Origin of the sequence: Labrys sp. WJW, from assembly GCF_001676615.1 — a bacterium.
Classification (GTDB): domain Bacteria; phylum Pseudomonadota; class Alphaproteobacteria; order Rhizobiales; family Labraceae; genus Labrys; species Labrys sedimenti.
Genome location: NZ_LYXZ01000018.1, coordinates 207,570 through 219,258 on the forward strand (window position 1 = coordinate 207,570; position 11,689 = coordinate 219,258).

11 protein-coding genes are annotated in these 11,689 nt (G+C 64.8%); 5 read left to right on the plus strand and 6 right to left on the minus strand.

Going from position 1 to position 11,689, the window contains the following annotated elements; genetic code table 11:
- Nucleotide 1: 1 nt before the first annotated feature.
- Nucleotides 2-727 carry a GntR family transcriptional regulator gene (locus tag BA190_RS12950; protein WP_068287384.1) on the minus strand — a complete coding sequence of 242 codons (726 nt, stop codon included), beginning with the start codon at nt 725-727 and terminating at the stop codon, nt 2-4.
- A gap of 211 nt (nt 728-938) precedes the next feature.
- Between BA190_RS12950 and BA190_RS12955 the strand changes: the two genes are divergently transcribed.
- The 5 genes from BA190_RS12955 (at nt 939) to BA190_RS12975 (ending at nt 6,792) form a co-directional block, all read left to right on the plus strand.
- Nucleotides 939-1,964 carry a sugar ABC transporter substrate-binding protein gene (locus tag BA190_RS12955; RefSeq protein ID WP_082979697.1) on the plus strand — a complete coding sequence of 342 codons (1,026 nt, stop codon included), beginning with the start codon at nt 939-941 and terminating at the stop codon, nt 1,962-1,964.
- Nucleotides 1,965-2,058: 94 nt separating this feature from the next.
- The gene (locus tag BA190_RS12960) at nt 2,059-3,093 is read left to right on the plus strand and encodes an ABC transporter permease (protein ID WP_082979698.1); all 1,035 of its coding nucleotides are present in this window, start codon (nt 2,059-2,061) and stop codon (nt 3,091-3,093) included.
- Entirely contained in the window at nt 3,093-4,052 is a 960-nt protein-coding gene (locus tag BA190_RS12965) for an ABC transporter permease (protein WP_068287392.1), read from the plus strand. The genes BA190_RS12960 and BA190_RS12965 overlap by 1 nt, the downstream gene beginning before the upstream one ends.
- 2 nt (nt 4,053-4,054) lie before the next feature.
- Nucleotides 4,055-5,584, plus strand: a complete 1,530-nt coding sequence (locus BA190_RS12970) for a sugar ABC transporter ATP-binding protein (RefSeq protein WP_068287394.1) — start codon at nt 4,055-4,057, stop codon at nt 5,582-5,584.
- 170 nt (nt 5,585-5,754) lie between these two features.
- On the plus strand, nt 5,755-6,792 hold the full coding sequence (locus tag BA190_RS12975; RefSeq protein WP_068287743.1) for an NAD(P)-dependent alcohol dehydrogenase: 1,038 nt from the start codon (nt 5,755-5,757) through the stop codon (nt 6,790-6,792).
- Between the two features lie 342 nt (nt 6,793-7,134).
- On the opposite strand, the gene BA190_RS12980 is transcribed toward BA190_RS12975, so the two are convergent.
- From BA190_RS12980 to BA190_RS13005, 5 genes are all read right to left on the minus strand, one after another.
- The gene (locus tag BA190_RS12980; RefSeq protein ID WP_068287397.1) at nt 7,135-7,419 is read right to left on the minus strand and encodes a copper-binding protein; all 285 of its coding nucleotides are present in this window, start codon (nt 7,417-7,419) and stop codon (nt 7,135-7,137) included.
- Nucleotides 7,419-7,901, minus strand: coding sequence for a plastocyanin/azurin family copper-binding protein (locus tag BA190_RS12985; protein ID WP_068287400.1), 483 nt, complete (start codon nt 7,899-7,901; stop codon nt 7,419-7,421). Before BA190_RS12985 ends, BA190_RS12980 begins: the two co-directional genes overlap by 1 nt.
- 22 nt (nt 7,902-7,923) lie before the next feature.
- A complete protein-coding gene (locus tag BA190_RS12990) occupies nt 7,924-9,312 on the minus strand; it encodes a multicopper oxidase family protein (protein ID WP_068287402.1) in 1,389 nt (462 codons plus the stop codon).
- Nucleotides 9,313-9,329: 17 nt separating this feature from the next.
- Entirely contained in the window at nt 9,330-10,787 is a 1,458-nt protein-coding gene (locus BA190_RS12995) for a TolC family protein (RefSeq protein WP_371260317.1), read from the minus strand.
- A gap of 399 nt (nt 10,788-11,186) precedes the next feature.
- Entirely contained in the window at nt 11,187-11,591 is a 405-nt protein-coding gene (locus BA190_RS13005) for a hypothetical protein (RefSeq protein ID WP_068287410.1), read from the minus strand.
- Nucleotides 11,592-11,689 lie beyond the last annotated feature (98 nt).

Consider the following 11,689-nt stretch of genomic DNA (forward strand, 5'->3'; position numbering starts at 1 on the left):
GCTACTCCGTTACATAGGGGCCATACTCATCCGGCAATTGGGCGAGCATGGTGAAGATCATGTCGAGATGCCGTTCGAGCCGGTCTGCGGCTTCATTCGTCCTGCCGTCGTCGAGGGCATCGAGAACGGCCAGATGTTCCTCCAGCACCAGGGGGAGGCGGGACGGCGTGCCGAACAGCCGCACGAAGCGGGCGAGGCGGGCACGGACCTGAAGGATGGTCGGCCACACGCCCTCGCGCTCGGCAAAACCGGCAAAGGCATAGTGGAAGCGCTCGTCCTGTTCGAAGAAGCGATCCTTGTCGTCACCGAGCATGGCCTGGCGCTGTGTCTCCACGATGGCGCGCGCTTCGGCGCTCTTGGCGGAGGTCCAGCGGGCCGCAGCCTCGCGCAGCAGGGCCAGTTCCAGATGCTTGCGGATGAAATGGCTGTCGCGCACTTCGGCCAGGCGGATGGGAGAGACGAAGCTGCCCTGCTGGGGATAGACGTCGATCAGGCCGTCCTCGCTCAGCCGCACCACTGCCGAACGCACAGGCGTGCGCGAGACGCCGAAATGGCGGCAGATGCGATTCTCACTGATCGAGGTGCCCGGCAACAGCCTGACCGTGATGATGGCCTGCTTCAAGGCTTCATAGATCTGGTCGCCCACCGGGTGCTTGCGATTGATGTCGACGGCAAAGCCCAGCCCGTCCTCGTCCGGCCCGGGCTGTTTGTTGGGCAAGGCAGACATCGGCCGACTCCTTCAAAACCGCAATGATCGCAATGATATGGCGCTCCATCCTGAATCGGAATGGTAGGGGAGGGAAGCCAGGCTCGCTATCATCATCTCGCAAACACTGTTGCATATGTCGAGCTTGGATCCTAGTATCCATACCTGTCAAGCGGGGCCGAACGATGTGAGGAGCGCCCGCAGCACGTCATGCCCAGAGGGAGGGAATTTCATGTTCGTTCGACGTCAGCTTTTTGCTTGCGCGGCTATGGCTGCCTTGCTCGCCGGTGCCTTGCCCGCCCTGGCCGCCGACGATACCAAGGTGGCGCTGGTGCCCGGCGGCCCGCACCCCTATTTCTCGGCCTGGGACCAGGCCGGCAAGGACGCAGCCAAGGATTTCGGGCTCGGCGCGGCCGACTACAAGGTTCCGCAGAAATGGGAGCTCAGCCAGCAGAATGAGCTGCTCGAAAGCCTGGTCACGCAGGGCTACAATGCCTTCCTGATCTTCCCGGGCGATCCGGTCGGTTCGGTCGCCACCGCCAATGAGCTCGCCGATACCGGTGCGCCGGTGATGGCCCTGGCCGGCTGCCTGAAGGATCCCTCCAAGGCCGCCTTCTGCCTTGGCACCGATACGGGCAATTCGGCCTATCTCGGCACCAAGGAACTGTTCAAGGCGATGGGCGGCAAGAAGCGCATCGCTCATTTCACCGGCTTCCTGGTCGATCCCAACACCCAGCTTCGCATCGACGCGGTGAAGAAGGCTGCCGAGGAAGAGGGCGGGCAGGTGGTGCAGGTCATTGCCGACATCGACGCCCCCGAGCCGGCGGAAGAAAAGATCAACGCCTACCTTGCCGCCCATGCCGGCGAGATCGACGGCATCGTCACCACCGCCTGGGTGCCGGCGGTGGTCGCCTCCAACGCCTTGCGCAAGATCGGCGACAAGCGCATCAAGATGGTCGGCATCGACCACGACGAGGTGGTGCTCAAGGCGATCAAGGACGGTTTCGTCAGCGGCACCATGCTGCAGAACCCTTATGGCCAGGGCTATATCGGTTCCTTTGCGGCCGACAAGCTGCGCAATGGCTGCACCGTGAAGGCCGACGCGCCGTGGAAGTCCAATGCACTGACCAGCCACTTCATCGATTCGGGCACGGTCTTCGTCGATGCCTCTGGCGTCGACAATTACATCTCGGCCATGCAGGGCATCACCAAGACGCTGCTGGCGAGCTTCGAGAAGACCTATCTGACCTGCAAGTAACGGTATTGGGCCGAGGCCTGCATCCCGTCCCGTGCAGCGGGAATGGTGTCTCGGCCCGTTCCAACCAGTATTCCTACGGAGCTCGAGACCGTCGATGGCCGGTGACGAATCCCCAACCGCAACGCTCGCCCCGGCGACCGGCAAGCCGATGCAGAGCGGCACGGTGCGCTTCTACCTGACCAACGAGTTCGGGCTTTTGGTCCTGATGGTGGCTTTCGCCTGCCTGTTCGGCCTCGCTACCAAGGGCTTCTTCTCCCCCTTCAACCAGTTCACGCTGGGGCGCGTCGCCGCCGTCAACATCATGGTCGGCCTGTCCATGATGGTGGTGATCGTCACCGGCGGCCTGAACCTGGCTGTCGGTGCCATCGGTGTCTGCGCGGCCATGGCTTTCGGCGCCCTGGTGGAACTGGCGGGATTGCCCTGGCCGGTTGCCGCCCTTGGCGCCATCGCCCTGGCGGCGGCGCTCGGCTGGATCAACGGCTTCGTCGTGGTGCGTTCCGGCCTGCACAGCTTCATCATCACCCTGGCCAGCATGAGCATCTTCTTCGGAATGATGATCTACTTGACCAAGGCGCAATCCTTCCGCGGCATTCCGGCCGATTTCTCCAATTTCGGGCGGCTGCGCCTGTTCGGCCTGGTCTCGCCGCTTCTCGTCGTCGCCCTGGTCGTGGCCGTGGTGCTCGGCGTGCTCTATCGCTTCACCGTTCTCGGCCGCGAGATGCTGGCGGCGGGCGCCCGTCCCGAGGCTGCAGAGCTTTCCGGCGTGCGTGTCGGGCGGACATTCATCCTCTGCCACATGTTGTCGGGGGCTCTTGCCGCCATCACGGCCATGCTCGTGGTGGCACGCACCGGCGCTGCCATTCCCTCGATGGCCGGACAGCTCGGGCAGGATTGGCTTTTGCCGGCCTTTCTCGGTCCGGTGCTCGGCGGCACGCTGCTCAGCGGCGGCCGGGTCTCGGTCAGCGGCACGGTGCTCGGCGCCATCCTGGTGACCATGCTCACCAACGGCCTGCTGCTGCTGCAGATCGGTGAGTTCTGGGTGCAGGCCTGTCTCGGCTGCCTGTTGCTCACCGCCGTGCTGATCGACAAGGCACGCCGTTCCTATCTCGCCCATCGGAGGATGGTGTGATGCCCCGTTTCATGCAGACAGACTGGTTCGGACCCCTGGCGATCGCGGTGGTGGCCATCGCCCTTATCGGCAGCTTCAACCCGTCCTTCCTGTCGCCGCTCAACATCCAGGTGCTGCTGCTCGCCATCACCGTAAATATGCTGATCGCCTTCTCGCAGATGATCATCATCGCCATCGGGCAGATGAACCTGGCGGTTGGCGCCATTGGCGGGCTCGCCGCGATCTCCTTTGCCGGCATGATGCAGGTCTGGGGTTTGCCGGCGCCGCTGGCCGCGCTGCTGGCGGCGGGGATCGGCCTCCTGGCCGGCGTCGTCAACGGTGCCTTCATCGCCGGCACCGGCATCTCGGCCTTCGTGATCACCCTGGCCACCCTGTCGGTGTTCAAGGGCATCAACCTCGCCATCACCAAGGCGCAGCCCTTTTACGGCGTGCCGCAAAGCGTCAAGGATTTCGGCAACACCACCTTCCTCGGGCCGCTGCCCTGGCTGGTGATCCCCGCGGCCATCGTGTTCGTGGCGATGTGGTATCTGCTCAACCGCCTGCCGCTGGGACGCTTCATCCTGGCCGTGGGCGGCAATTCCCACTCGGCCGAACTGTCGGGCATTTCGGTGTCGCGGACGGTGATATCGGCCCATGCCATATCGGGGCTTCTGGCGGGCCTGGCCGGTATCGCGCTGGTGGCGCGGCTGGAGATCGGCCAGCCGACCATCGGTGACGACTGGCTGATCCTCTCCTTCGCCGCGCCGGTGATCGGTGGCGCCGTACTCGCCGGCGGTCATGTCTCCAGCTTCGCCACGCTGCTCGGCGTGATCATCGTTGCCATCATCACCCAGGCGCTCGTGCTCTTCCATATCGACCCCTTCCTGGTGCAGGTCGTTCTCGGCGCGCTGATCCTGTGGGCTGTCGGCATGAACCGCTGGCGCGAGATCCGCGTCAACCGCGGTTTGAAGAGGATCTGAACATGGCGGCTCAGACTTCGGCTCCGGTTTTCCAGGCGCGCGGCGTCAGCAAGTTCTTCCCCGGCGTGAAGGCCCTGGAAGGCGTCTCGATCTCGCTGCGCCCGGGCTCGATCCATGCCCTGCTGGGCGAGAACGGCGCCGGCAAATCCACGCTGATCAAGCTGATCACCGGCGTGCTCAGGCCCGACGAGGGCGAACTGGTGGTGGATGGGCAGCCCGCCCATTTCGCCTCGACACGTGACGCCATCGCCAGGGGCATCGGCGTCGTGCATCAGGAGCGCAACCTCATCCCGCGCTTCTCGGTGGGCGAGAACATCATGCTGGAGCGCCTGAGCGCCAGCCTGTTCAAGCCGATCGACTATGCCGCGGTGAATGCCGAGGCGCGGCGCTGGCTCGACGTGCTCGGGCTCGATCTCGACCCGGCCACGCCGGTCTCTCAGCTCAGCGTCGCCAAGATGCAGCTCGTCGAGATCGCCAAGGCGCTGTCCCTGCGCTCGCGCGTGCTGCTGCTCGACGAGCCGACCGCCTCGCTCACGCCTCATGAGACCGTCGCCCTGTTCGCGTTGCTCAAGAAGCTCAGGGACGAGGGCGTCAGCATGCTCTTCGTCAGCCACAAGCTGGAGGAGGTGCAGGAGATCTGCGACCAGGTCACCGTGCTCCGGGACGGACACAATGCCTGTGACAGCCGCTCGATGGAGGGGCTCGGCCGCCAGGACCTCGTGCGCCTGATGATCGGGCGCAGCGAGCAGATCCCGGACTGGAAGCCGCGCGACCATGCTGGGGCACCGCCCGTTCTGCAGCTCGAAAAGGTGGCTACGCCCTTCGGCCATCGCGACATCGATCTCAACGTGCGCCGCGGCGAGATCGTCGGGCTCTATGGCCTGGTCGGGGCAGGGCGCACCGAGCTCGCCAAGTCGATCATGGGGCTGCAGCCGGCGACGTCGGGCACCATCCGGCTCGACGGCAAGGAGGTGGCCATCACCAGTGTCGGTGATGCCATCCACACCCATCGGCTCGGCTATGTCAGCGAGGACCGCAAGCAGGAGGGGCTCATCCTCCTGCATTCAGTGCTGGACAATGCCGGCATCGCCATCTGGCGCAAGCTCGCCGGTTTCGGCGGCCTGCTCACCGATCGCGCCGTGCGCAAGGCGACCGAACCCTATATCCGCAAGCTGGAGGTGCGAACGCCTTCCCTGGGGCAGCTCGTCGGCAATCTCTCCGGCGGCAACCAGCAGAAGATCAGCGTGGCCAAGTGGCTGGCGGCCGGTGTGAAGCTCCTGATCATCGACGAGCCTTCGGTTGGAATCGACATCAAGACCAAGGCCTATCTGCATGAATTGATTCGCGAACTGTCGGATGCCGGCACTTCGATCCTGCTCATCACCTCCGACATGCCGGAGATGATCGCCCTGGCCGACCGCATCGTGGTGATGAACGGCTACCGTGTGGCCGGAGACCTGCACAACAGCCGCGACTACGGCGCCATGAGCGAAGGCATCATGAACCTGATCCATAAGATCGATGCGGCGTGAAGGCCGGTTTGGCGTCGATGCCACCGGTCGGCACCGATAGCTGGTAATATGTCCGCCGGCTTGCCGTCGCCGCTTGCCCGACTTGGTTGATTGCCGCAACAAACTGGCGATAATGTCGGATGAATACGCGCCGGCTCTTCGGCGACGTCAGCCCGAACCCGGAGGAACCCATGCGCGCCCTTGTCCTTGAACGCCAGCACGAATTGTCGCTGCGCGAGATCGATCTCCCGCTCGAAGTCGGCCCGACCGATGTGAAGATCGCGCTGCACACCGTCGGCGTCTGCGGCAGCGACGTGCACTATTACACCCATGGCCGCATCGGTAATTTCATCGTCAATGCGCCGATGGTGCTGGGCCATGAAGCAGCCGGCACCGTGGTGGAGGTCGGCTCGAAGGTGACGAACCTCAAGGCGGGGGACCGCGTCTGCATGGAGCCCGGCGTCCCGGACCTGAGCTCGCGCGCTTCCAAGCTCGGCATCTACAATGTCGATCCGTCCGTAACCTTCTGGGCCACCCCGCCGGTGCATGGCGTGCTCACGCCCTTCACGGTGCATCCGGCGGCCTTCACCTACAAGCTGCCCGACAATGTCTCCTTCGCCGAAGGCGCGATGGTGGAGCCCTTCGCCGTCGGCATGCAGGCGGCCGCGCGGGCTCGCATCGCGCCCGGCGATGTCGGGGCGGTGATCGGCGCCGGCCCGATCGGCATCATGGTTGCGCTCGCCGCCCTGGCCGGCGGCTGCAGCAAGGTGCTGATTTCCGATTTCAGCAAGGAAAAGCTTGAGATTGCCGGCCGCTATGACGGCATCATTCCTGTCGACCTCACGAAGGAAACCTTTGCCACCGCCATCGCGCGGGAGACCGACGAATGGGGCGCCGACGTGGTGTTCGAGGCGAGCGGCAGCGCCAAGGCCTATAACGGCATCTTCGACCTGGTGCGGCCCGGCGGCGCGCTTGTGCTTGTCGGCTTGCCAGTGGAGCCGGTCAATTTCGACGTCCCCGGCGCCATCGCCAAGGAAGTGCGCATCGAGACGGTGTTCCGCTATGCCAACATCTACGACCGTGCGATTGCGCTGATCGGTTCGGGCAAGGTGGATCTCAAGCCGCTGATCACCGGCACCTATGCCTTCAAGGATTCCATCGCAGCCTTCGAGCGGGCCGCCAGGGCCCTGCCCACGGACGTGAAACTGCAGATCCTGATGGAAGACTGACGGGGCGAAGGACGGGACTATTCGGTCTCGCCATACGCATCTTCCCGAGGCACGAGGCGGCATCCTGCGGTGCCGCATTCCACGTCGAGGATGCGGTGGGAGGTCCCACCGCAATTGGCCTGGAATACCGATGTAGAGTCGCTGTGATAGATCGAAGTGATCTTCGCACCGAGGCAGCCATTGCGTGTCAATACGCCTGCAAGATCACCGTCGCCCGCATTCGCTTGCTTCGAAGCGAGGCCGGCTAGAATACCGGCTATCAAGAGAGTTCTGTGCATTCCAAAAATCCTGCCGTGGTTTCAACGGCCCCCTTCTGGCAAAGGGGGCCGCTCGAATCCGGCGTTATTTCGCCTTTTCGATCTTGGTTACGGTCAGGCGCCCGTTGACGCGGTCGGCCTCGAAGGAAACCTTGTCACCGGACTTGACCGTCTTGAGCATGGCCGGATCGGCCACGGCGAACACCATCGTCATCCCATCCATGTCGAGGTTCTTGATCGGGCCATGCTTGAGGGTGATCTTGCCCTGGGCCTCGTTGATCTTGGTGACCTCGCCACTGACAGGTGCTGTTTGTGCCAGAGCCGAGGTCGCCAAGGCGGAAAAGGCGAGGGTGAAGAGGAATTTGCGCATCAGAGAGCTCCTGTCTTGGTGGTGACGATGATGGTGCCGGTCATGCCGGCTTCGCGATGGCCCGGGATCAGGCAGGAAAAGTCGAACTCGCCGACCTTGGTGAATTTCCAGACCATTTCTCCGGCCTTTTTGGGCTGCAGGCGCCGGGCATTGGGATCGTCATGCTCCATGTCCGGGTTCTTCTGCATTTCCGCGCCGTGCTTGAGGTTTTCGGCCAGCGTGGCCAGCACGATCTCATGGTCGATCTCGCCATTGTTGCGCAGGACGAACTTGATCTGCTCGCCCTGGCGGACCTCGATCCTGCTGGGGATGAACATCATCTTGCCGTCGGCCTCGCGCATGGTGATGGCGATGGTGCGTGCCGGCTTCCTGGCATCGCCCGGCTCGCCATAGGCGCGCGCGCCGCTGTGGCCGGCATCGGCCAAGGCCGGCCCGGCCGCCAAGGCCAGTGCGGCGGCCACAAACAGAGTTCTCGGGAACATCCATGCTCCTTTCATTGGGGGGTCAGTGCTGATCGTGGGTGGAGCGCCGGCCGGGCTTGACCACCCGGACTTCGGCTGTGCTGCCACGGTTCTCGGGAATGGCGGGCGCGTGGAAGGCATTCTTCGACGCGCCGGTCCATTCGTAGGAGACCGTGCCTTCCGGGTGCTTGAACCAGCCCGGATCCTTGTAGTCCCCGGCGGCCAGGCCTTGGCGGACCTTGACCACCGAGAACATGCCGCCCATCTCCACCGCGCCAAACTGGGCAAAACCCGTCATCATTGGCAGGGTGTTATCGGGCAGCGGCATTTCCATCTCGCCCATGTCAGCCATGCCGGCGGAACCCATGGGCATGTAGTCGGGCACGAGCTTGCGGATCTTGGCCGCGATAGCCTTTTTGTCGACGCCGATATAATTGCGGACGTCGTGCCCCATCGGGTTCATGGTGTGGTGCGACTTGTGGCAGTGGATGGCCCAGTCGCCTTCTGCGTCGGCGGTGAAGTCGAAGGCGCGCATCTGCCCGACGGCGCAATCGATGGTCACCTCCGGCCAGGCGGACGCTTCCGGTACCCAGCCGCCATCCGTGCACGAGACCTTGAAGTCGTAGCCATGCATATGGATGGGGTGGTTGGTCATGGTGAGATTGCCGAAGCGCACCCTGACCTTGTCGCCCTTGCCGCAGACCAGCGGGTCGATGCCCGGAAAAGCCCGGCTGTTCCAGGTCCACAGATTGAAGTCCGTCATCTCCGCCACCTTGGGCACATAGGAGCCCGGCTCGATGTCGTAGGCGTTGATGAGGAAGACGAAATCGCGGTCGACGCGCCGGAAGGCAGGATCGCGCGGGTGCACGACGAAGAAGCCCATCATGCCCATCGCCATCTGCACCATCTCGTCGGCATGCGGGTGGTACATGAAGGTGCCGCTCTTGCGCAGCTCGAATTCGTAGACGAAGGTCTTGCCGGGCTTGATGTGCGGCTGGGTCAGCCCTCCGACCCCATCCATGCCGTTGGGCAGCAACTGTCCGTGCCAATGGATGGTGGTATGCTCCGGCAGCTTGTTGGTGACGAAGATGCGCACCTTGTCGCCCTCGACCGCCTCGATGGTGGGGCCGGGGGACTGGCCATTATAGCCCCACAGATGGGCGACCATGCCGGGGGCGATCTCGCGCACTACCGGCTCGGCGACCAGATGGAATTCCTTCCAGTCGCCGTTCTGGCGCCAGGGCAGTGTCCAGCCATTGAGCGTGACCACGGGGTTGTAGTCCACGCCTGTGGCCGGCACGAGCGGGGGCTGCATGCCGGCTTCCTTCATGGTGGGCGCTTCGGGGATGGCGGCCGCCTGGGCGCGGCCGGAGATGGCGCCGGCGCCGATCAGGGCCGCGGCGCCGAGGAGGGAACGGCGGGATACCGTCATGATGTCAGCTCCTGTGATCAATGCGCGGCGCCGGCCGCGGGGGCGGCGGCCATGGCGGTTTCCCCGCCCGATGACGGGGCCGAGCCGCCGCCGATGAGGGCAGCCTGGAAATCCACGCCGGCGATGAGGAAGTCGCGCTGGGCGCCGATCGCCGCCACGCTGACGTCGAGGCTTTCGCGCGTGGTGGTGAGCAGGTCGAAGACGTCGATCAGCATGCCGCTATATTCGAGCACGGCCTGTTCGTTGATGGTCTTGCGCAAGGGCAGGATGCGGGCGCGATATTGGCGCCAGATCTCGTGCCGGCCGCGATAGGTGAGGAAAGCGGCCCTCGCCTCGGAGCGCACGGTGACGGCCTTGTCCACCAGGCGGTTGACCGACTGCATATAGGTCTCTCGCGCACGCCTTACGCCGGTTTCGCCGAGATCGAAGAGCGGGATCTGCACTTCGAGCTCGAAGCCGCGCGGATAGTCGCGCTTCTTCACGCCGTCCTCGCTGGCGCGGGTGTAGTTGGCCAGGCCCGTGAGATCGAGCAGGGAGACATAGCGGCTCGCCTGGGTCAGGCCGAGCTCGGCAGTCATGGCGTCGAGATCGAGCCGGGCGGCGATCAGGTCGACGCGCTTGCGAACGGCCTGCGCCTCGATTTCGGTCGAGGAGGGCAGCTTTCCGGGCGTGGCCGGCAGAGTGCCCGGCAATTTAGTGTCGGTCTCGTTGCCCCACAGGCCGAGCTGGCGGATCAGGGCCTCGCGCTCGGTGCCGGCCTGGAGCCTGGCTTCGGCGAGGCGGTTCGACACTTCGGCGTAGAAGGAGGCCGACCGCGCCTGGTCGAGCTTGGTGGCGGCGCCGGTCTCGCCGAGCTTGCGTGAAAGATCGCCGGCGGCTTCGGCCGAAAGCCGGGCCTTCTGCAGCAGGCCGACGGTCTGGCGGGCCGCCACTGCGCGGTAATAGGCCTTTCGCGTATCGGCGGCGAGGCGGAAGGTCGCCTCGATGGCCCGGTAGCGCGCCGCCTCGAACTGGGTCTTGGCGATGTCGCGGCGTGCCGGCAGGGTCAGCAAGGAGAGGACGCTCGCCACCAGCCGGCGCTCGATGTCGAGCTCGCCGCCGGCCACCACGCGCTCGAGCTGGAAGGTCGGGCTCGGCGGCAGGCTCGCCGCGACATAGGCTGCCTCGGAAATGCCGAGCGTGTTGTATTCGGCCTGCAGGCCGCGATTGTTGAGGAGCGCGATCTGCACGGCGCGATCTGATGTCAGCGGCCTAGCGAGCAGGGCTGATACACGTGCCTTGGCCTGCGCGGCCTCGGCCGGCGAGGTGATCTTGACGGCATCCTTGCGGAGTTCGGTCGCGATGCGTCCCTTGACCGGCGTCATGCCGCCATCGGGCGTGAAGCTGGCGCAGCCCGCCAGGGTGAGGGCGAGGGAAGTCAGCATCGCCAGCCGCCGTGGTCGCGTGACGGGATGGCGTAAAAACCGGGACATCATGGCTCCTTCCGCCGGGGGGCAACGCCGTCGTTCCGTTCCACCCAGGGTTTGGGATCGACCGGGCGGAAATCCACGATCCCCGCGGTGACGGGCGTGTATCGCAGGTGCGGGACCGGTGCAGTGGGATTGGTCGGGTCAGGACCGACGGCGAGCCTGGGGGGCGCCGCGCAAGCGGACAGGACGACGGCGAGAACCGTCGGGATGGCGATTTTCATGAAATTTCTCGGACAGCGGCGTCGGGCCGCCTTCAGGGCAGCCGCGGGCGCAGCGATTTGGGGGACAAGGCGAAATGCGGCGCGTCAAACGCTCCGCACGGCGACCTCTCGGCTGTGTCCAGTCAGTCCTGGCCCAGCTCCCTCCCCGTGGCGCTTGGCGCCTGCCTGAGGATGGAAGGGGAAATCAGCCGACGGTCGCGTCGACCTGCCTGGGAGGGCGGTCGAGCAAGGACAGCATCGACATCGGCAATCCCGGCGCCACGATCGTGCGCCTGATGGCAATGATGAAGGTGCGCGCATTCAACGAGGAAACGCCAGTCTCCATGGCGACATGGCAGGCCAAGGCGCAACAGGTGGAAGCAGCTTCCCCTTCATGAGTCTCACCGCCGCATGGCGGAGCCTGGTGGCAGGACATTCCTTCCAAGGCTACGTCCCCGCCATGATCAGGCGCATCTGCGTTCTTGCCCGCATGATGGCTCATGGCCTGATCGCCGGCCATCCGTGTGCTCGCCATGGCCCAGCCGACACTGGTCACCGCGAACAGCAGCGCGAGCAGCAGGCACAGGACGGGGCGAACATTTCGAATCATGCTGGATTTGTATGAAGCTTGCCACGTGGGAAGGACAAGTCCCATTTCGAGAGCCGGGGCAACGCCGACTGCCTTCCGAGCCTTTGCAGCATGGATGG

Excerpts from the sequence above, each read along its gene's own strand:
- BA190_RS12950 (WP_068287384.1), bottom strand. The coding sequence starts at position 727 with ATGTCTGCCTTGCCCAACAAACAGCCCGGGCCGGACGAGGACGGGCTG.
- BA190_RS12955 (WP_082979697.1), top strand. The coding sequence starts at position 939 with ATGTTCGTTCGACGTCAGCTTTTTGCTTGCGCGGCTATGGCTGCCTTG.
- BA190_RS12960 (WP_082979698.1), top strand. The coding sequence starts at position 2,059 with ATGGCCGGTGACGAATCCCCAACCGCAACGCTCGCCCCGGCGACCGGC.
- BA190_RS12965 (WP_068287392.1), top strand. The coding sequence starts at position 3,093 with ATGCCCCGTTTCATGCAGACAGACTGGTTCGGACCCCTGGCGATCGCG.
- BA190_RS12970 (WP_068287394.1), top strand. The coding sequence starts at position 4,055 with ATGGCGGCTCAGACTTCGGCTCCGGTTTTCCAGGCGCGCGGCGTCAGC.
- BA190_RS12975 (WP_068287743.1), top strand. The coding sequence starts at position 5,755 with ATGCGCGCCCTTGTCCTTGAACGCCAGCACGAATTGTCGCTGCGCGAG.
- BA190_RS12980 (WP_068287397.1), bottom strand. The coding sequence starts at position 7,419 with ATGCGCAAATTCCTCTTCACCCTCGCCTTTTCCGCCTTGGCGACCTCG.
- BA190_RS12985 (WP_068287400.1), bottom strand. The coding sequence starts at position 7,901 with ATGTTCCCGAGAACTCTGTTTGTGGCCGCCGCACTGGCCTTGGCGGCC.
- BA190_RS12990 (WP_068287402.1), bottom strand. The coding sequence starts at position 9,312 with ATGACGGTATCCCGCCGTTCCCTCCTCGGCGCCGCGGCCCTGATCGGC.
- BA190_RS12995 (WP_371260317.1), bottom strand. The coding sequence starts at position 10,787 with ATGATGTCCCGGTTTTTACGCCATCCCGTCACGCGACCACGGCGGCTG.
- BA190_RS13005 (WP_068287410.1), bottom strand. The coding sequence starts at position 11,591 with ATGATTCGAAATGTTCGCCCCGTCCTGTGCCTGCTGCTCGCGCTGCTG.